This is a genomic window from uncultured Dechloromonas sp. (assembly GCF_945957265.1).
Classification (GTDB): Bacteria; Pseudomonadota; Gammaproteobacteria; order Burkholderiales; family Rhodocyclaceae; genus Azonexus.
Window position 1 is genome coordinate 35,445 of record NZ_CAMFKO010000024.1, and the last position, 20,648, is coordinate 56,092.

The 20,648-nt window shown below is 62.0% G+C and carries 16 protein-coding genes; 15 read left to right on the forward strand and 1 reads right to left on the reverse strand.

Going from position 1 to position 20,648, the window contains the following annotated elements; all coding sequences use genetic code 11:
* Window positions 1-51 precede the first annotated feature (51 nt).
* The 7 genes from Q0P59_RS13165 to aroB all read left to right on the forward strand — a co-directional run bounded on the left by Q0P59_RS13165 (window position 52) and on the right by aroB (window position 6,762).
* A complete protein-coding gene (locus Q0P59_RS13165; protein ID WP_295006956.1) occupies window positions 52-1,137 on the forward strand; it encodes a pilus assembly protein PilM in 1,086 nt (361 codons plus the stop codon).
* On the forward strand, window positions 1,134-1,703 hold the full coding sequence (locus Q0P59_RS13170; RefSeq protein WP_295006958.1) for a PilN domain-containing protein: 570 nt from the start codon (window positions 1,134-1,136) through the stop codon (window positions 1,701-1,703). The genes Q0P59_RS13165 and Q0P59_RS13170 overlap by 4 nt, the downstream gene beginning before the upstream one ends.
* Window positions 1,700-2,383 (forward strand): type 4a pilus biogenesis protein PilO, encoded by a 684-nt coding sequence (locus tag Q0P59_RS13175; protein WP_295006960.1) that lies wholly within the window; start codon window positions 1,700-1,702, stop codon window positions 2,381-2,383. The genes Q0P59_RS13170 and Q0P59_RS13175 overlap by 4 nt, the downstream gene beginning before the upstream one ends.
* On the forward strand, window positions 2,380-2,925 hold the full coding sequence (locus tag Q0P59_RS13180) for a pilus assembly protein PilP (protein WP_295006962.1): 546 nt from the start codon (window positions 2,380-2,382) through the stop codon (window positions 2,923-2,925). The genes Q0P59_RS13175 and Q0P59_RS13180 overlap by 4 nt, the downstream gene beginning before the upstream one ends.
* Complete coding sequence (pilQ, locus tag Q0P59_RS13185) at window positions 2,922-5,057, forward strand: type IV pilus secretin PilQ (RefSeq protein WP_295006964.1); 2,136 nt, start codon at window positions 2,922-2,924, stop codon at window positions 5,055-5,057. The genes Q0P59_RS13180 and pilQ overlap by 4 nt, the downstream gene beginning before the upstream one ends.
* Before the next feature lie 116 nt (window positions 5,058-5,173).
* A complete protein-coding gene (locus tag Q0P59_RS13190; RefSeq protein WP_366090776.1) occupies window positions 5,174-5,665 on the forward strand; it encodes a shikimate kinase in 492 nt (163 codons plus the stop codon).
* Window positions 5,665-6,762 (forward strand): 3-dehydroquinate synthase, encoded by a 1,098-nt coding sequence (gene aroB, locus Q0P59_RS13195; RefSeq protein WP_295006995.1) that lies wholly within the window; start codon window positions 5,665-5,667, stop codon window positions 6,760-6,762. Before Q0P59_RS13190 ends, aroB begins: the two co-directional genes overlap by 1 nt.
* Before the next feature lie 99 nt (window positions 6,763-6,861).
* Here the strand turns inward: aroB and Q0P59_RS13200 are convergent, their stop codons facing one another.
* Entirely contained in the window at window positions 6,862-7,086 is a 225-nt protein-coding gene (locus tag Q0P59_RS13200) for a hypothetical protein (RefSeq protein WP_295006999.1), read from the reverse strand.
* Here Q0P59_RS13200 and gltB point away from each other — a divergent pair.
* The 8 genes from gltB (at window position 7,003) to Q0P59_RS13240 (ending at window position 20,628) form a co-directional block, all read left to right on the forward strand.
* Entirely contained in the window at window positions 7,003-11,574 is a 4,572-nt protein-coding gene (gene gltB / locus Q0P59_RS13205; protein WP_295006997.1) for a glutamate synthase large subunit, read from the forward strand. The genes Q0P59_RS13200 and gltB overlap by 84 nt on opposite strands.
* Window positions 11,574-13,043, forward strand: a complete 1,470-nt coding sequence (locus Q0P59_RS13210) for a glutamate synthase subunit beta (protein ID WP_295006968.1) — start codon at window positions 11,574-11,576, stop codon at window positions 13,041-13,043. The genes gltB and Q0P59_RS13210 overlap by 1 nt, the downstream gene beginning before the upstream one ends.
* Before the next feature lie 257 nt (window positions 13,044-13,300).
* A complete protein-coding gene (locus Q0P59_RS13215) occupies window positions 13,301-15,223 on the forward strand; it encodes a PrkA family serine protein kinase (RefSeq protein ID WP_295006970.1) in 1,923 nt (640 codons plus the stop codon).
* A gap of 70 nt (window positions 15,224-15,293) precedes the next feature.
* Window positions 15,294-16,565: a YeaH/YhbH family protein gene (locus Q0P59_RS13220; protein ID WP_295006972.1), complete on the forward strand. Its 1,272-nt coding sequence runs from the start codon at window positions 15,294-15,296 to the stop codon at window positions 16,563-16,565.
* Complete coding sequence (locus tag Q0P59_RS13225; protein WP_295006974.1) at window positions 16,562-18,094, forward strand: SpoVR family protein; 1,533 nt, start codon at window positions 16,562-16,564, stop codon at window positions 18,092-18,094. Before Q0P59_RS13220 ends, Q0P59_RS13225 begins: the two co-directional genes overlap by 4 nt.
* Before the next feature lie 132 nt (window positions 18,095-18,226).
* Window positions 18,227-18,907: a YEATS-associated helix-containing protein gene (locus tag Q0P59_RS13230; RefSeq protein WP_295006976.1), complete on the forward strand. Its 681-nt coding sequence runs from the start codon at window positions 18,227-18,229 to the stop codon at window positions 18,905-18,907.
* Between the two features lie 39 nt (window positions 18,908-18,946).
* Complete coding sequence (glmU, locus tag Q0P59_RS13235) at window positions 18,947-20,305, forward strand: bifunctional UDP-N-acetylglucosamine diphosphorylase/glucosamine-1-phosphate N-acetyltransferase GlmU (RefSeq protein WP_295006979.1); 1,359 nt, start codon at window positions 18,947-18,949, stop codon at window positions 20,303-20,305.
* Complete coding sequence (locus Q0P59_RS13240) at window positions 20,305-20,628, forward strand: hypothetical protein (protein WP_295006981.1); 324 nt, start codon at window positions 20,305-20,307, stop codon at window positions 20,626-20,628. The genes glmU and Q0P59_RS13240 overlap by 1 nt, the downstream gene beginning before the upstream one ends.
* Window positions 20,629-20,648 lie beyond the last annotated feature (20 nt).

A 20,648-nucleotide genomic window follows, 5' to 3' on the forward strand; every position in this document is an offset into this window, starting at 1 on the left:
TATTGGTTATTTTTGTAACTTCGTAATCCGTAAGGACTTTTTGGGGGTCTGGTGGGCTTCGATATCTCAGCGTTGTTAAATCCTAAGGCGCGCTCCCTTTTCGGCCTGGACATCAGTTCCTCGGCTGTCAAGATGGTCGAGCTGACCGCCAACGGGAAAGACGGCTATCGCGTCGAGCGCTACACCATCGAGGTGTTGCCCAAGGATGCGGTTTCCGATGGCAATATCGCCAACCTGGACGGTGTGGTCGATTGCGTCAAGCGTGCCTGGAAGCGCATGGGAACGTCGACACGCAGCGTCGCCATGGCCTTGCCCGGCTCCGCGGTCATTACGAAGAAGATCATCGTGCCGGCCGGTCTGCGCGACGACGAGCTGGAGGCCCAGGTCGAGACGGAGGCGAATCAGTACATTCCGTTCGCGATCGATGAGGTCAATCTCGATTATCAGGTGCTCGGGCCTGCTCCCGCCGTGCCCGATGAGCTGGAAGTCCTGATCGCCGCGTCCAAGAAGGAGCGGGTCGAGGATCGTGTCGCGGTTGCCGACGCGGCAGGCTTGAAGGCGATGGTCGTCGATGTCGAGTCCTTTGCGGCGCTTGCGGCCTTCGAGTTGATCGAGCGCCAGTTGCCGGAAGCGGGCAAGAACCAGGTTGTCGCCTTGATCGATGCCGGGGCGAACGTCATGAATCTGACGGTCTTGCGCAACGGACAGCAGGTATATGCTCGTGAACAGGCCTTCGGTGGCGGACAGCTGACCCAGGATATTGCCCGCCACTACGGAATGAGCATCGAAGATGCCGAATCCGCCAAGCGGGCGGGTAATCTGCCCGAAGGGTACGAGGTCGAGTTGCTGAACCCGTTCATGGAGAACCTTGCGCTCGAGGTCTCCCGGGCGCTGCAGTTTTTCTTCACGTCGACCCAGTACAACCAGGTCGACCATATCGTGCTCGCCGGCGGTTGCGCCGTCATCCCCGGGATCGATGAGGTCGTTGCCACGCGCACCCAGGTCAATACGCTGATTGCCAATCCCTTCGCCAATATGGTGCTGTCCGATCGGGTGCGGGCAAAAAGCCTCCTGGCCGACGCCTCGTCCTTGATGGTGGCTTGCGGCCTGGCGCTGCGGAGGTTCGATCCATCATGATACGCATTAACCTCTTACCGCATCGCGAAGAAGCCAAGAAGGCCCGGCGCGAGCAGTTTTTCGTGTTGGCCGGGTTGGTGTTCGTGCTCGGCGCCTTGATCGTGTTTGCCGGGTATACGCTGATCGGCAATGCGATCAGCAACCAGGAAGGGGCCAACAATTTCCTGAAGCAGGAAATCGCCGTCCTCGACAAGCAACTCGATCAGATCAAGCGCCTCAAGGAACAGACCCAGGCGCTGCTGGCACGCAAGCAGGTCATCGAAAACCTGCAGCGCGACCGCGGTGAAACGGTTTATCTGCTGAGCGAATTGGTCAAGCAGGTGCCGGAAGGCATCTACCTGAAGTCAGTCAAACAGGATGGCCTGAAGGTCAATCTCGTGGGGCATGCCCAGTCGAATGCGCGTATCTCGGCGTTGATGCGAAATCTCGACGCCTCGCCGTGGATGGAGCAGCCGCAGTTGATCGAGAGCAAGGCCGTGGTTGTCGGCGGTCGCCGGGTGTACGAGTTCGGCATGAGTTTCGTGCTCACGCGGGTCAAGCCTGACGACGGGAAGGAGAAAAAATGAACGTGAAATCCATCTCCTTGCCCAGCATAGACTTCCAGTCTATTGCGGACGATTTCCGCTTTATGAACCCGAACGAGCCGGGTTCATGGCCGCTGATTCCCAAGATTTCCGTCTTGCTCGGATTGTTCGTCGCCATCGTGGCGGCGGGCTGGTGGTTCGTCTGGAACGATCAGTTTGTCGACCTGGAAACAAAGGAACGGGAAGAGCAAACCCTGAAGCAACAATTCCTCGACAAAAAGCGTCAGGCCGTCAATTTGGATCTCTATGTCCAGCAACTTGCCGAGATCGATCGTTCTTTTGGCGCTTTGCTCAAGCAATTGCCCGACAAGTCCGAAATCGAGGCGCTATTGATTGAAATCAACCAGGCGGGTCTGGGGCGCGGGCTGCAGTTCGAACTCTTCAAGCCCGGGCAGGAGCAGGTCAAGGATTTTTATGCCGAGCTTCCCGTGACCGTAAAAATCAACGGCGGATATCATGATTTCGGGGCTTTCGCCGCCGATATCGCCAAACTTCCCCGTATTGTCACGCTGAACAATATTTCAATCGCCCCGGTCAAAGAGGGCGGGCAATTGACGCTGGATGCGACGACCAAGACTTTCCGTTATCTCGACGAAGAGGAAATTGCGCGCCAGAAGAAGTCCGAACAGGACAAGAAGGCAGCACAAGGAGCGAAAAAGTGAACCGACTATTGCTCATTGCCGTCTTTGGTGCCTTGGGAGCCTGCGCTGGGGGAGAGCACGACGATCTGAAGCAATGGATGGCCGAGAGCACCAAGGATATGCGCGGAAACGTGCCCAAGCTGCCCGAGGTCAAGCCGTACGAGCCGGTTCCCTACGCAATGGACGGCGTGCTGGACCCGTTTAAGCCGAATAAAATCGAGCCGGAGTCCCGATACAGGCAGCTTGCCGGCAAGGGCGGGGCTTTCCAACCCGATTTCGAGGCGCGGGAAATTCGCAACAGCATGTTGGAAAAGTATCCGATAGAGTCGCTGAAAATGATTGGCTACATGAACGTCAATAAACGTCCGATGGCCGTCATACAGGTCGAAGACAAGGTCAAGCAGGTCAAGGTTGGAGACTACATGGGGCTTGACTTTGGCATGGTGACCCAGGTTTCGGACACCGAAGTGCAATTGCGGGAATTGATACAGGATTCTGCGGGTGACTGGAGCGAGCGCAAAAGCTCCCTCTATCTGCAGAACAAGGAGGGGAGCAAGAAATGAAACTCATCAAACACGCATTGGCCACGCTTGCGGTGTGCCTTGCTTTGTCGCCTTCGGCTCATGCCGAGGCTCTTCCCTCAAACGCAATCGAGGCAATCAACGTTGCTCAGCAGGGTAACGAGGTTTCGTTGCGCATCGATATGAAGGAAGCCATGAGTGCTCCTCCGCCGGGCTTCAGTGTGGCGAATCCGGCAAAAATCGCGCTCGATTTCCAGTCGACGGCCAATGCGCTTGGGAAAAACAGCCAGGTTTTCAACCAGGGTGATCTGCGCAGCATGAATGTCGTGCAGGTTGGCGACCGCACCCGGGTAGTTCTCAATTTGGTGAAAAGCCTCAACTTCAAGACCCGTCTTGAAGGAAAATCGCTTTATGTAACCCTGTCGCCGGTCGAAAGGGTTTCCGATACCGCTGCTACGCGCTCCACCCGGTTTGCCGAGGAGAGCCTGGTCGGCTCCAAGCATTCGGTAAACGATGTCATGTTTCGCCGCGGCAAGGACGGAGAGGGACGCGTCATTGTCGACCTGAGCGATTCGGGAACGGGTATCGATATTCGTCAGCAGGGCCCGAATCTGGTTGTCGATTTCATGAAGACGACCGTTACGGACAGATTGCGTCGTAAGCTTGATGTCACCGATTTCGCTACGCCGGTGACGACGGTGGAGACCCGATCCAATGGTGACAACGTGCGGATGATTATCTCGCCCAAGGGGCTGTGGGAACACAATGCCTACCAGAGTGACAACCAGTTCATCGTCGAGGTCAAGCGCATTGTCGAAGACCCCAACAAACTGGTCCAGGGGGCCAAGGTCGGTTATCAGGGGCCGCGCGTCAGCATCAACTACCAAAATGGCGACGTTCGCGCCTTGCTGCGCTTGATGGCGGAAGAACTCGGTCTGAATGCGGTGATCAGCGAAACGGTCACCGGGACGACGACGCTGGTCCTGAAGGATGTGCCGGCAGATCAGGTGATCGACATCATCTTCCAGCAAAAAGGGCTGGATATGCGCAAGAAGGGCAATATCATCATGATTGCCCCGCGCGATGAAATTGCCACGCGTGAAAAGCTGGAGTTCGAGTCGAAGCAGCAGATCAGTGAACTCGAGCCGCTGAAGCTGGAGCAGTTTCAGCTGAACTACCAGAAGGCAGCCGATATCGCACGTTTGCTGGCGGGGGTGGCAACGGGTGGTGGTGCTCCGGCAGGTCCTGCACAACGCATCCTCAGCAAGCGGGGCAGTGCCGTCGCTGATCCTCAGTCGAACATCGTTTTTATCAACGACATCCCCTCTAAGCTGGAGGAGATTCGCTCCTTCATCAATGCAATCGACGTGGGGGCCCGTCAGGTCCTGATTGAGGCACGCGTTGTGGAGGCAAGCGATAGCTTTAATCGCAGCATTGGCGCGAAATTGAACTTCTTGAATCAGAAGCAAAGCATGCTGGGAGGAAGCGGCTGGAATGTCACGGGTGGCCGTATCACGCCGGGAACTACGACGCCTACCGTGACCAACCCGACTCAGACGACTCCGCAAACTGTCGGTGTGAATCTTCCTTCCTATACATCGACAGGTGGAACGCTTGCGCTGTCGTTGTTTAATTCGAGTCTGACGAAGTTCCTGAACCTGGAAATAGCGGCGCTTGAGTCGGATGGTATCGGCAAAATCATTTCCAGTCCGCGCGTGATTACCGCGAACAACGTCAAGGCGAAAATCGAGGACGGTACCGAGGTGCCTTACGTAACCACGCAGACCACAGGTACGTCGATTACCCAGACGGTCAGCTTCAAGCCAGCCAAGCTGTCCTTGGAGGCTACTCCTCAAATTACGCCTGAAGGTACCGTGCGTATGGCCTTGGTGGTCAAGAAGGAGGAGCCGGATTGGACGAAGGCTGTTCTCGGCAATCCTCCGATCAAGAGTTCGATCGTCGAGACCAACGTGGTCGTCGAGAATGGCGGTACCGTGGTGATTGGCGGGGTATTCATCACCAAGACGGAAGATACTGTCGAAAAGGTGCCGCTGTTGGGCGATATTCCTTTCCTGGGGTGGTTGTTCAAGTACAAGAACGATACCGGCAATCGCCGCGAGCTTCTGGTGTTCATCACGCCGCGCGTCATTTCAGACAAGGTCCGTTTCGATTGACTTGAGGGATTCTTTGTTGGAAAGGCCGGCACTAGCCGGCCTTTTTTGTGTCCGGTCGAGACTCGGCTAAAATCAATTCCGTGGAACAAAATCGAAACATATATCTGGTTGGTCTGATGGGGGCTGGCAAGACGACTGTCGGGCGCATGTTGGCCAAGCGCTTGTCTCGTCCGTTCATGGACTCGGACCACGAAATCGTCGAACGAACCGGCGTGCCGATTCCGACGATCTTCGAAATCGAAGGCGAAGACGGATTTCGTCGCCGCGAAGCGCAAACCCTGCATGAGCTCACTGCCGGAAGCGGTCTGGTGCTGGCGACGGGCGGCGGAGTGGTCATCAATCCGGAAAATCGTCGCCGCCTGAACGAGACGGGCTGGGTCGTCTATCTGAACGTTCCTCCCCGCTTGTTGTTCGAGCGGACGCGTCACGACCGCAATCGCCCGTTGCTGCACGTCGACGATCCGCTGGCGCGACTGGAGGAACTTCATGCCGTACGGGACCCTCTTTACCGGGAAACGGCGCACATGATCGTCGATGGATCCCATCTGGTCGCAGCCGGGATCGTTCAGCACTTATTGAGAGAATTCAACCGTTTATGCAAAGCATGATCGAAACCCTTGAGGTAGCGCTCGATGAGCGCTCCTACCCGATCCATATCGGCCCGGATCTTCTGGGGCGGGCGGATTTGCTCCTGCCCTTCATCAAGCAGAAAAAAGTGCTGGTGGTATCCAACGAGACGGTGGCGCCGCTCTACCTGGGGCGCTTGTGCGAAACGCTGGCGAGCGGCGGCGTCGCCGTGCACTCCGTCATCCTGCCCGATGGCGAAAAATACAAGACCTGGGAAACGCTGAACCTGATCTTCGACGCCTTGTTGACCGAGCGCTGCGAACGCAACACGGTTCTGATCGCCTTGGGCGGTGGTGTGGTCGGCGATATGGGAGGCTTTGCCGCGGCCTGCTACCAGCGCGGAATGCCGTTCATCCAGGTGCCGACGACACTGTTGTCGCAAGTCGATTCGTCGGTCGGCGGGAAGACCGCGATCAACCACCCGATGGGCAAGAACATGATAGGGGCGTTTTATCAGCCCAAGTTGGTCCTGGCGGATATTTTAACGCTCGATACCCTCCCCGACCGGGAATTGAAGGCCGGGCTGGCGGAGGTCATCAAGTATGGCCTGATCCGCGACCCCGAATTCTTCGATTGGCTGGAGCTCAACCTGGACAAACTGCTGGCCCGCGATCAGGCCGCGCTGGTCTACGCCGTGCAGCGCTCCTGCGCCAACAAGGCCGAGGTCGTCGCGGCCGATGAGCGTGAAAGCGGCGAGCGTGCCCTGCTCAACCTGGGGCACACCTTTGGCCATGCCATCGAAACCGGCATGGGGTACGGCGAATGGCTCCATGGGGAGGCGGTATCGGCCGGCACGCTAATTGCTGCCGAATTGTCATGCGGTTTGGGTTGGATCGATGCGGCAACCGTGGCCAGGATCGAGCGTATCTTCGTTCGTGCCGGTTTGCCGGTGTTGGCGCCCGCCCTCGGTGTCGAGCGATACGTCGAGTTGATGAGTCATGACAAGAAGGTTCAGGATGGAAAGCTGCGCCTGGTATTGCTGCAGGGTATCGGCCGGGCCGTTGTTTCCGATGCGGCGACGCCCGCGCAGATTGCAGCGGCAATCAAGGCGCGATGCACCGCTACGGGGAGAATCTGACCGGGAATGTCCGGGTTTGGTGCATCGCAGCATCTTGATTCGACAGGGGTTTGCCAGTATATTTAATGGTTGCCTCAAATTTTCGTACAGGCCGAAGCGTCAAATATGACGTTCGGCTTTTTTCATCATTGGTCCTGATGCAGGAGGACCAAGTACTTTGAAGGAATGCGTGTGATGGAACCGGCAGTACCTGATCGGCAGGGTTTGTACGACCCAGCCAACGAGCACGACGCTTGCGGCGTGGGCTTTGTTGCTCATGTCAAAGGCCAGAAGAGCCACAATATCGTCGAGCAGGGTTTGTTGATCCTCAAAAATATCGACCACCGCGGCGCCGTCGGCGCCGACCCGCTGCAGGGTGACGGTGCCGGTATCCTGATCCAGATTCCGGATCAGTTCTATCGCGAGGAGATGGCCAAGCAGGGCGTCGAACTGCCGCCGAACGGCGAGTACGGCGTCGGCATGGTCTTTCTGCCGCAGGAGGCTGCTTCGCGCCACGCCTGCGTCGAGGAAATCGAGCGTTCCGTGCTGGCCGAAGGCCAGATCATCCTCGGCTGGCGCGACGTGCCGGTCAATGCCGACATGCCGATGTCGCCGACGGTCAAGGCCAAGGAGCCGGTGATCCGCCAGATCTTCGTCGGTCGCGGCCCGGACGTTTTCGTCACCGACGCCCTCGAGCGCAAGCTGTACATCATCCGCCGCCGTGCCGCCAACGCCATCAAGTCGTTGAAGCTGAAGCACGGCCAGGAATTCTACGTGCCGTCGTTCTCGGCCCGTACCGTGAACTACAAGGGTCTGCTGCTGGCCGACCAGGTCGGTGTCTATTACCTCGACCTGCAGGACAAGCGCACCGTCACCGCCCTGGCCCTGGTGCACCAGCGTTTCTCGACCAACACCTTCCCGACCTGGGATCTGGCCCACCCGTTCCGCTACATCGCCCACAACGGCGAAATCAACACCGTGCGCGGCAACGTTAACTGGTTCAAGGCCCGCGAGCAGGCGATTTCCTCGCCCATCCTCGGCGACGACCTGAAGAAGGTCTGGCCGCTGCACTACCCCGGCCAGTCGGACTCCGCGTCCTTCGACAACGCGCTCGAACTGCTCGTCATGGGCGGCGGCTACTCGCTGGCCCAGGCCGTCATGCTGATGATCCCGGAAGCCTGGGAAAAGCACACGACGATGGACGAGAACCGTCGCGCCTTCTACGAATACCATGCCGCCATGATGGAGCCGTGGGACGGCCCCGCCGCCGTGGCCTTCACCGACGGCCGCCAGATCGGCGCCACGCTGGACCGTAACGGCCTGCGTCCGGCCCGTTACCTGGTCACCGACGACGACCTCGTGGTCATGGCTTCCGAATCCGGCGTGCTGCCGATCCCGGACAAGAAGATCGTCAAGAAGTGGCGTCTGCAGCCGGGCAAGATGTTCCTGATCGACATGGAACAGGGCCGCATCATCGACGACCAGGAACTGAAGAACTCCCTGGCCAACGCCAAGCCGTACCGCGAGTGGATCGAGAAGATCCGCATCAAGCTCGACGAAGTGCCGGCCGCCGACGAGAAGTGCGCCGCGTCGTCCGCGTCGCTGCTCGATCGCCAGCAGGCCTTCGGCTACACCCAGGAAGACGTCAAGGTCATTCTCGAGCCGATGGTGCAGAACGGCGAGGAAGCGACCGGTTCCATGGGTACCGACTCGGCCCTGCCGGTGCTGTCGGCCAAGAACAAGACGCTGTACGCCTACTTCAAGCAGCTGTTCGCACAGGTGACCAACCCGCCGATCGACCCGATCCGCGAGGAACTGGTCATGTCGCTGGTGTCCTTCATCGGTCCCAAGCCGAACCTGCTCAACACCAACGACATCAACCCGCCGATCCGTCTGGAAGTGTCGCAGCCGGTCCTCTCCTTCGCCGACATGGAAAAGCTGCGCAACATCGGCAAGTACACGTCGAACAAGTTCCGCTCCTTCGAACTGGACATCTGCTACCCGGTGGCCTGGGGCAAGGACGGCATCGAAGCCCGCTTGGCTTCGCTGGCGGCCGATGCCGAGGACGCCGTGCGTTCCGGCGCCAACATCCTGATCGTCTCCGACCGTCAGGTCAGCGCCGAGCAGGTCGCCATCCCGGCGCTGCTGGCGACGTCCACCATCCACCAGCACCTGGTCAAGAAGGGCCTGCGCACCAGCGCCGGTCTCGTCGTCGAGACCGGTTCGGCCCGTGAAACGCATCACTTCGCGCTGCTCGGCGGTTTCGGTGCCGAGGCCGTGCATCCGTACCTCGCGCTGGAAACCATCGAATCCCTGGCCAAGGGCGATGCCGAGAAGGCCGAGAAGTTCACCAAGAACTTCATCAAGGCCGTCGGCAAGGGCCTCATGAAGGTCATGTCCAAGATGGGCATCTCGACCTACATGTCCTACACCGGCGCCCAGATTTTCGAAGCCATCGGCCTGCAGAAGGACTTCGTCGAGAAGTACTTCACCGGCACGCCGTCCAACATCGAGGGTATCGGTGTCTTCGAAGTCGCCGAGGAAGCCATCCGCCTGCACACCGAAGCCTTCTCGGCTGACCCGGTGCTCGCCAACATGCTCGATGCCGGCGGCGAATACGCCTACCGCGTCCGTGGCGAAGAGCACGTGTGGACGCCGGATTCCATCGCCAAGCTGCAGCACTCGACCCGCTCCGGCAAGTACGAGACCTACAAGGAATACGCCAAGCTGATCAACGATCAGACCAAGCGTCACCTGACCCTGCGCGGCCTGTTCGAATTCAAGCCGCAAGGCGCGCCGATCCCGCTCGACGAAGTCGAACCGGCCAAGGAAATCGTCAAGCGCTTCGCCACCGGCGCCATGTCGCTCGGCTCGATCTCGACCGAAGCGCACACCACGCTGGCCATCGCCATGAACCGTATCGGCGGCAAGTCGAACACCGGTGAGGGCGGCGAGGACGCCAAGCGCTTCCAGCCGCTGAAGGCCGGCCAGACCTTGTCCGAAATCGTCGGTGCCTCGCGCATCGAACGCGATTACGTGTTCAAGGAAGGCGACTCGCTGCGTTCCGCCATCAAGCAGGTCGCTTCCGGCCGCTTTGGCGTGACCACCGAGTACCTGGTCAATGCCGACCAGATCCAGATCAAGATGGCGCAAGGTGCCAAGCCGGGCGAAGGCGGCCAGCTGCCGGGTCACAAGGTCTCCGAGTACATCGGCTTCCTGCGTCACTCGGTGCCGGGCGTCGGCCTGATCTCGCCGCCGCCGCACCACGACATCTACTCCATCGAGGATCTGGCCCAGCTGATCCATGACCTGAAGAACGCCAATTCCAAGGCGTCGATCTCGGTCAAGCTGGTGTCGGAAGTCGGTGTCGGTACCGTCGCCGCCGGTGTCGCCAAGGCCAAGGCCGATCACGTCGTGATCGCCGGCTTCGACGGCGGTACGGGCGCTTCGCCGCAGTCCTCGATCAAGCACGCCGGCACGCCGTGGGAACTCGGCCTGTCCGAAACCCAGCAGACCCTGGTCCTGAACCGCCTGCGTTCGCGTATCCGCGTCCAGGTCGATGGCCAGATGAAGACCGGTCGCGACGTCGTCATCGGCGCGCTGCTCGGCGCCGACGAATTCGGCTTCGCCACCGCGCCGCTGGTCGTCGAAGGCTGCATCATGATGCGCAAGTGCCACCTGAACACCTGCCCGGTTGGTGTCGCCACCCAGGACCCGGTGCTCCGTCAGCGCTTCTCCGGCCAGCCGGAACACGTCGTGAATTTCTTCTTCTTCGTCGCCGAGGAAGCCCGTGAAATCATGGCCCAGCTCGGCATCCGCAAGTTCGACGACCTGGTCGGCCGTGTCGACCTGCTCGATACCCGTCCGGGCATCGACCACTGGAAGGCCAAGGGCCTGGATTTCACCAAGGTCTTCTACCAGCCGTCCGTGCCGGCCGACGTGTCGCGCCGCCATACCGAAGGCCAGGATCACGGCCTCGAGAAGGCGCTCGACCACAAGCTGATCGAACAAGCCAAGCCGGCTCTCGAAAAGGGCCAGAAGGTCCAGATCGAGACCACCATCATCAACGTCAACCGCACCTGCGGCACCATGCTGTCGGGCGAAGTGGCCAAGCGTTATGGCAATGCCGGCCTGCCGGACGACACCATCCACGTCAAGCTGACCGGCACCGCCGGCCAGGCCTTCGGCGCCTTCCTGGCCCGCGGCGTGACGCTGGAACTGACCGGCGAAGGCAACGACTACGTCGGCAAGGGCCTGTCGGGCGGTCGCATCATCATCAAGCCGAACGCCGATTTCCGCGGCGATACGCAACAGAACATCATCGTCGGCAACACCGTCATGTACGGCGCGACCGAGGGCGACGCCTTCTTCGCCGGCGTCGGCGGCGAGCGCTTCTGCGTCCGCAACTCCGGCGGTACGGCTGTCGTCGAGGGCGTGGGCGACCACGGCTGCGAATACATGACCGGCGGTACGGTCGCCGTGCTCGGCATGACCGGCCGCAACTTCGCCGCCGGCATGTCGGGTGGCATCGCCTACGTGCTGGACGAGGACGGTTCCTTCAAGAGCCGCTGCAACCTGGCTCAGGTGGCGCTGGAGAAGGTCCTGCCGGCCAACCGTCACGCCGCTGGCGAACCGCTGCACCGGGGTCAGGCCGACGAGACCCAGCTCAAGGAGCTGGTCACCCGTCACGCCGAATACACCGGCAGCAAGACCGCCAAGGCCATCCTGGCCAACTGGGATGCCTATCGCGAGAAGTTCGTCAAAGTCTATCCGCACGAATACAAGCGGGCGCTCACCGAGATGGCCGCTGCTGCACAGAAGGAGGCCGCATAATGGGCAAGCCGACTGGATTCATGGAGTTCGAACGCCTGGAAGAGGCTTACGAACCGGTCGAAAAGCGCCTGACGCATTACAAGGAGTTCGTTCAGACCCTGTCTGACGACGCCGCCAAGACCCAGGGCGCACGCTGCATGGACTGCGGCATCCCGTTCTGCAACAACGGCTGCCCGGTGAACAACATCATTCCGGACTGGAACGATCTGGTTTTCCGCGGCAACTGGAAGCAGGCGCTGGATGTGCTGCATTCGACCAACAACTTCCCGGATTTCACCGGCCGCATCTGCCCGGCCCCCTGCGAAGCCGCCTGTACGCTCGGCATCAACGCCGCGCCGGTGGGCATCAAGTCGATCGAGCATTTCATCATCGACAAGGGCTGGGAAATGGGCTGGGTCGTGCCGCAGCCGGCCGCCGTCAAGACCGGCAAGAAGATCGCCGTCGTCGGTTCCGGCCCGGCCGGCATGGCAGCCGCGCAGCAGCTGGCGCGCGTCGGCCATGACGTCACCGTGTTCGAGAAGAGCAGCCGTATCGGCGGCCTGCTCGGCTTCGGCATCCCGGACTTCAAGCTCAACAAGTCGGTCATCGACCGCCGCGTTTCGCAGATGCAGGCCGAAGGCGTAACCTTCAGGACCAAGGTCATCGTCGGCGACAAGAACATCCCGGCCGGCATCAACAACGATGCCACCGAGACCGTTTCGGCCGAGCAGCTGAAGAAGGATTTCGACGCGGTGATCCTCGCCGCCGGTTCCGAAGTGCCGCGCGACCTGCCGGTGCCGGGCCGCGAATTCAAGGGTGTCTATGCCGCGCTGGAATTCCTGATCCCGCAGAACAAGGAAGTCCAGCAGGGCGTCAAGAACCCGATCAACGTCAAGGGCAAGCACGTCGTCGTCATCGGCGGCGGCGATACCGGCTCCGACTGCGTCGGCACCAGCTACCGCCACGGCGCCGCGTCGGTGACCCAGTTCGAACTGATGCCGGCCCCGCCGGAGCAGGAAGACAAGCCGCTGGTCTGGCCGTACTGGCCGCTCAAGATGCGCACCTCGTCGTCGCACAAGGAAGGCGAGACCGTCCGCGAATTCGCGGTGGCCACCAAGTCCTTCGTCGATGACGGCAAGGGCAACGTCAAGGCGCTCAAGGCCGTGCGCGTCGAGTGGCAAGGCGGCAAGATGGTTGAAGTCGCCGGTTCGGAATTCGAACTGCCGTGCGATGCCGCCTTCCTGGCCATGGGCTTCACCAATCCGGTCGCTAGCCTGCTCGAAGCCTTCGGCGTTGAGAAGGATGCGCGTCAGAATGCCAAGGCGACGACCGACGGCGAAGGCTGCTACAAGACCAGCGTCGATGGCGTCTATGCCGCCGGCGACGTGCGTCGCGGCCAGTCGCTGGTGGTCTGGGCGATCCGCGAGGGTCGTCAGGCCGCGCGCGAGGTCGATGCCTTCCTGATGGGTTCGACCACGCTGCCGCGCTAAGCCGCTGCTGCTGCAGGATTCGGAGGCCCCGCCGGGCGAAAGCCGGCGGGGCCTTTGTTTTTGCCGCCGGTCGGAAAATCTGTCAATTTTCGAACTTGCCCGGCCGAGGCCAGTCGAATAGACAAACGAAAAAGTAGGGCGAAGGTGTATCTTGTTCCCTGTGGCAGCCAACCTTTTCCGGCCGCACACGTTATTTCGGACAGGAAGACAGGAAACCACAGACAGCAGTACCCGACCACCACTCAGCGGAGGTAGCCATGTCGATCTTCACGCGTTACCAGAGTCGCTACGAAGCGGCGCAGGAAGAGGAACTGTCGATCCAGGAATACCTGGATCTGTGCCGAAGCGATCCGAGCGCCTATGCCAGCGTCGCCGAGCGCATGCTGATGGCCATCGGTGAGCCCGAACTGGTCGATACCCGGCTCGATGCCCGCCTGTCGCGCATCTTCGCCAACAAGATGCTCAAGCTCTATCCCGCCTTCCGCGAGTTCTACGGCATGGAGGAGGTCATCGAGCACATCGTTTCCTACTTCCGGCATGCCGCGCAGGGGCTGGAGGAAAAGAAGCAGATCCTCTACCTGCTCGGCCCCGTCGGCGGCGGCAAGTCGTCGCTGGCCGAACGGCTGAAGGCGCTGATCGAGAGGGTGCCCTTCTATGCGATCAAGGGCTCGCCGGTGCACGAGTCGCCGCTCGCCCTGTTCAACATCAACGAAGACGGCCCCATCCTCGAGCAGGACTACGGCATTCCCCGGCGCTACCTGGGCGGCATCATGAGTCCGTGGGCGGTCAAGCGCCTGCAGGAATTCGGCGGCGACATCACCCGCTTCCGCGTCGTCCGCCTGTGCCCGTCGGTGCTGTCGCAGATCGCCGTGGCCAAGACCGAGCCGGGCGACGAGAACAACCAGGACATTTCCTCGCTGGTCGGCAAGATCGACATCCGCAAGCTGGAGACCTATTCGCAGAACGATCCGGATGCCTACTCCTACTCCGGCGGCCTGTGCCTGGCCAACCGCGGCATCCTCGAATTCGTCGAGATGTTCAAGGCGCCGATCAAGGTCCTGCACCCGCTGCTCACCGCGACGCAGGAGCAGAACTACAAGGGCACCGAGGGCTTCGGCGCGATTCCCTTCGACGGGCTGATCCTCGCCCACTCCAACGAGGCGGAGTGGCAGGCCTTCAAGAACAACCGCAACAACGAGGCCTTCCTCGACCGCATCTACATCGTCAAGGTGCCGTACTCGCTGCGCGTCACCGACGAAATGCACATCTACGAGAAGCTGCTGGCCAATTCCTCGCTGGCTGCTGCGCCCTGCGCGCCGGACACGCTGCGCATGATGGCCCAGTTCTCGGTGCTGTCGCGCCTCAAGGAGCCGGAAAACTCCAGCCTGTTCAGCAAGATGCGCGTCTATGACGGCGAGAATCTCAAGGATACCGATCCGAAGGCCAAGAGCTACCAGGAATACCGCGACTTCGCCGGGGTGGACGAGGGGATGACCGGACTGTCGACCCGCTTCGCCTTCAAGATCCTGTCCAAGGTCTTCAACTTCGATCACCGCGAAATCGCCGCCAACCCGGTGCACCTGATGTACGTGCTCGAGCAGCAGGTCGAGCAGGAGCAGTTCCCGCCCGAGGTCGAGGAACGCTACCTGCGCTTCCTGAAGGAATTCCTGAGCCCGCGCTACGCCGAGTTCATCGGCAAGGAAATCCAGACGGCCTACCTGGAGAGCTATTCCGAATACGGCCAGAACATCTTCGACCGCTACGTCACCTACGCCGATTTCTGGATCCAGGACCAGGAATTCCGCGACCCGAACACCGGCGAGATGCTCGACCGCTCGGCCCTCAACGACGAGCTGGAAAAGATCGAGAAGCCGGCCGGCATCAGCAATCCGAAGGACTTCCGCAACGAGGTGGTCAATTTCGTGTTGCGCGCCCGGGCCAAGCACGACGGCAAGAACCCGGCCTGGACCAGCTACGAGAAATTGCGGGCGGTCATCGAGAAGCGCATGTTCTCGAATACCGAGGACCTGCTGCCGGTCATTTCCTTCAACACCAAGGCCAGCGCCGACGAGCAGAAGAAGCACCAGGACTTCGTCGATCGCATGAGCGACAAGGGCTATACCGAGAAGCAGGTGCGTCTGCTCTGCGAGTGGTACCTGCGCGTCAGGAAGAGCAGCTGAGTAGCTGAGTGGCGGGGCGTCCGCGAAACGGGCGCCGCCGGCCAGCGGGCAGCGGACAACGGGAGGCGTCATGACCGTACGCATCGTCGATCGTCGGCAGGACAGCAGGAACAAGAGTTCGATCAATCGCGGCCGCTTTATCCGCCGCTTCAAGGGGCAGATCAGGAAGGCGGTGGCCGATGCCATCGCCAAGCGGGGCATCCGCGACCTCGAGAACGGCGAGAAGATCGGCATTCCGGGCAAGGACATCGGCGAACCGCATTTCCGCCATGGGCGGGGCGGGCGGCGCGAGACCGTCCATCCCGGCAACGACCGCTTCGCGCAGGGCGACCAGATGGACCGGCCGACCGAGGGCGGCGCCGGCCAGGGCAAGGGGCAGGCGAGCAACGAAGGCGAGGGGCTGGACGATTTCGTCTTCACGCTGACCCGCGACGAGTTTCTCGACATCTTCTTCGACGAACTGGCCCTGCCCAACCTGATCAAGCGCCAGCTGGCGCGGATCGACGAGTACAAGCGGGTGCGCGCGGGCTACACCCAGAGCGGGGTGCCGACCAACATCAACCTGGTGCGCACCATGCGCAGCGCCGCCGGGCGGCGCCTGGCGATCGGCGGGCCGTACCGCCGCCGGCTGCGCGAGTTGCAGAACGAACTCGAATCGCTGCTCGACGAAGCCAGTCCCGATCCCGACGAAATCGCCCGCTTGCGCCACGAAATCGCCATCCTGCGCGCCAAGCAGGAAGCGGTGCCGTTCATCGACCCCTTCGACCTGCGCTACTCCAACCGGGTGCGCATCCCGCAACCCTCGACGCAGGCCGTGATGTTCTGCCTGATGGACGTTTCCGGATCGATGGACGAGGCCACCAAGCAGATGGCCAAGCGCTTCTTCATGCTGCTCTACCTGTTCCTCAACCGCAACTACGAGCACATCGAGGTGGTGTTCATCCGCCACCACACCATCGCCGAGGAGGTGGACGAGGACACCTTCTTCCACTCGCGCGAAACCGGCGGCACCATCGTCTCGTCGGCGCTGAAGCTGATGTATGAAATCATCCAGGCCCGCTACTCGAGCAGCATGTGGAACATCTACGGCGCGCAGGCCTCCGACGGCGACAACTGGGATTCCGATTCGCCGGGCTGTCGCGAGCTGTTGTCCGAATCCATCCTGCCCGTGGTCCAGTATTTCGCCTACGTGGAAATCACCGAGGCGGAGCCGCAGAACCTGTGGCGCGAATACGAAAAGCTGCTTGCCACGCACGCCGGCGTTTTCGCCCAGCAGCGCATCGTCGCGGCGAGCGACATCTACCCGGTATTCCGGGAACTGTTCAGGAAGAAACTGGCATGAGCCGGAAACGCCACCCCAAGATCGCCGAAGGGTCGGACTGGACCTTCGAGGAACTCGACCGCGCCGACGCCGAGATCGGCCGCGTCGCCCGCGCCTACGGCCTGGATTGCTACCGCCACCAGCTGGAGATCATCACCGCCGAGCAGATGATGGACGCCTACGCCGCCATCGGCATGCCGGTCTATTACCACCACTGGTCCTTCGGCAAGCACTTCCTGGAAACCGAGAACCGCTACAAGCGCGGCCAGATGGGCCTGGCCTACGAGATCGTCATCAACTCCGATCCGTGCATCGCCTACCTGATGGAAGAGAACACCATGGCCATGCAGGCCCTGGTCATCGCCCACGCCGCCTACGGCCACAACTCCTTCTTCAAGGGCAACCACCTGTTCAAGCAGTGGACCAGCGCCGACGCCATCATCGACTACCTGGTCTTCGCCCGGAACTACATCGCCGAGTGCGAGGAACGCCATGGCGTCGACGTGGTGGAACAGCTGATCGACGCCTGCCATGCCGTCTCCAGTCTCGGCGTCGACCGCTACAAGCGTTCGCCGCCCCTGTCGCTGGAGAAGGAGCGGGAGCGCCAGCGGGAGCGCGAGGCCTACCTGCAGTCGCAGGTCAACGAGTTGTGGCGCACCCTGCCGCAACACGAGGCGGCGGCGCAAAGCGGCGAGGAGGCCCGCTTCCCGGCCGAACCCGAGGAAAACCTGCTCTATTTCGTCGAGAAGCACGCTCCCCTGCTCGAACCGTGGCAGCGCGAGATCATCCGCATCGTGCGCAAGATCGGCCAGTATTTCTATCCGCAGCGCCAGACCCAGGTCATGAACGAGGGCTGGGCGACCTACTGGCACCATACCCTGCTCAATACCCTGTACGACGAAGGGCGCGTCGGCGACGGCTTCATGTTCGAGTTCCTGCAGTCGCACACCAATGTCGTCATGCAGCCGCCCTACAACAGCAACTGGTATTCCGGCATCAACCCCTACGCCCTCGGCTTCACCATGTGGCAAGACCTGCGCCGCATCTGCGAGGCGCCGGACGACGAGGACCGGGCCTGGTTCCCGGAAATTGCCGGCTCCGACTGGCGGGAAACCTTCGACTTCGCCATGCGCAATTTCAAGGACGAGAGCTTCATCGCCCAGTTCCTGTCGCCCCGCCTGATGCGCCAGTTCCGCTTCTTCGCCGTGCTCGACGACGATGAGCGGGCGAAGCTGGAGGTCAGCGCCATTCACGACGATCCGGGATACCGCGCCTTGCGCCTCAAGCTGTCGGAGCAGTACAACCTGGGCAGCCATGACCCCGACATCCAGGTGTGGAATGTCGACCTGCGCGGCGACCGCTCGCTGACGCTGCGCCACTTCATGCACCGCCGGCGCGACCTGGCGCCCGATTACGAGCGCGTCCTCGAGCACCTCGCCTATCTGTGGGGCTTTGCCGTGCGTCTCGAACAGCAGGACGAGAAGGGCGGCGTGACCCTGCTCGCCGAGCGCATGCATGACCGCCGGCGGGCGACGGACGGCGCATCCTGAGGTCATGCCGATGCCTTCCCCTGTTTGCCGTAATCATGTGAAAATGACGAGGGACAACAAGGGGGATTTATGTCGGCTGAGCTGCAACCTGCCTTGCAGGTGACGACTCCGAACGGAGCGCTTGACGGGCACATGCTGCTCATTCTCGGAGTGATGGTCGTCATGGGGATGCTGGGCGGTGCCGCCAATTATTTCCTCGCCGACCGCCAGGGCGAACCCGCCCGCCGCGACTGGATCAAGTACCCGGTATTCGGCGTCGTCGCGGCACTGACCGTGCCGATGTTCCTCAACATGATTTCCAGCACCCTGCTCGAAGGGGCGCGCACCAAGCCCATCGACTACTACGTCTTCGCCGGCTTCTGCCTGCTCTACGTCGTCGCCTCGCGCCGCCTGTTCGAGAACATGGTGCAGCGCCTGATCGGCCAGATCGACCAGGTCCGGCGCGATGTCGGGCATCTCAAGCAGCAAAAGCGCGAAGAACCCGTCCTCCCGCTGCCTGTTGCCGCCAAGGCCGAAGCGGAGGCGCCGAGGAGCGGCGAGCCCGACCCGCGCGAAGTGCTGTCCTACAACGATGTCGAAATCCTCCGCGTCCTGGCCGAAGACAGCTTCGTCTACGGCAACCTGGCCGCCGTCTGCGACAGCACCGGCCTGGCCCGCGAACTGGTCAGCCAGCGCCTGACCGTGATGAAGACGCTGGGCGTCATCGAAACCCGGATCAACGAAAAGAATGTCCTGCACTGGGTCGTCTCGGCACGCGGCAAGGCCGTGCTGGCCGACATCATCGGCGGACAGGAACAGAAAAAGATCGCATGAACCCGCCGGCGCCAGCCGGCCCTTAACCTGAAACCAACCATGAACATCGTCATCCTCGCTGCCGGCCAAGGCAAGCGCATGCATTCCAATCTCCCCAAGGTGCTGCACCCGATCGCCGGCAAGCCGCTGGCCCAGCATGTCATCGACACCGCCCGCCAGCTGGCGCCGGAAAAGCTGATCGTCGTCTACGGCCACGGCGGCGACGTCGTCCGCGCCACGCTGGCCGCCGACGACCTGGCCTGGGCCGAGCAGGCGCAGCAACTGGGCACCGGCCACGCCGTGGCGCAGGCCATCCCGGAACTCGGCGGCGCCGCGCAGACGCTGGTTCTCTACGGCGACGTGCCGCTGACCTCCGTGGCGACCCTCAAGCGTCTGCTGCAGGCCGGCAAGGACGGGCTGTCGGTGCTCACCGTCGATCTCGCCAACCCGACCGGCTACGGCCGCATCGTGCGCGACGCGGCGGGCCACATGACCCGCATCGTCGAGGAAAAGGACGCCACGCCCGAGCAGAAGGCGATCCGCGAGGTCAATACCGGCATCATGGCCATTCCGACGGCGCGTCTGGCCGACTGGCTGGGCCGCCTGAAGAACGACAACGCCCAGGGTGAGTACTACCTGACCGACATCGTCGCGCTGGCCGTGGCCGAGGGCCTGCCGGTGCGCACCGCGCAGCCGGAAGGCGAATGGGAAGTGCTGGGGGTGAACAGCAAGGTGCAGCTGGCCGAGCTGGAACGCCAGCACCAGCGCAACCTGGCCGACCAGCTGCTGGTTGCCGGCGTGCGCCTGGCCGATCCGGCGCGCATCGACATCCGCGGCCAGCTGAGCCATGGCCGCGATGTCGCCATCGACGTCGGCTGCGTCTTCGAGGGCAAGGTCGAACTGGCCGATGCCGTCGAGGTCGGCCCCTACTGCGTGCTGAAGAACGTCAAGGTCGGCGCCGGCACGCGCATCGCGGCCTTCTGCCACTTCGAGGACGCGGTGATCGGCCCGGACGGCGTGCTCGGCCCCTACGCCCGCCTGCGCCCGGGCACCGAGCTCGGCCCCGAGGTGCATATCGGCAACTTCGTCGAGGTCAAGAAGAGCCGGATCGCGGCGCAATCGAAGGCCAACCACCTGGCCTACATCGGCGACGCCGAGATCGGCGAGCGGGTGAACGTCGGCGCCGGCACCATCACCTGCAACTACGACGGCGCCAACAAGCACCTGACGGTGATCGAGGACGACGTCTTCATCGGTTCCGACACCCAGCTCGTGGCGCCCGTGCGCGTCGGCCGCGGCGCCACGCTGGGCGCCGGCACGACGCTGACCAAGGACGCGCCGCCCGACGCGCTGACCGTGTCGCGCGCCAAGCAACTGACCCTGCCGGGCTGGGCGCGGCCGCAGAAGGTGAAGAAGTAATGGACTGGGGATTCATCGCTTTTGCCGTCGCCTCGACCCTGTCGCTGGCGGCGGGTGGCGTGCTGTTGCTCGTCGGCTATATCGGAACCGTGCCCGCCGCTTTCAGTCTCGGTTTGAAAACCGGCCTGCCGGTCTTGCTGCTGCCGGTGATCGGCCCGGTGTGGTTCGCGTTGAGCCAGGGGGCGGATTTCCGTCGCCAGACCATCCAGTTGATCGCCGGCGTGGCGCTGGTCGCCGTGGCGAGCGCCCTGATCCTGGGTTTGGGGCCGCATTTCGCAGAAAAACTGGTGGCCGAGGCTGTCGAGGCTGCCAAGAACCGCTGATTTCATTTTTTCAGGGAGAA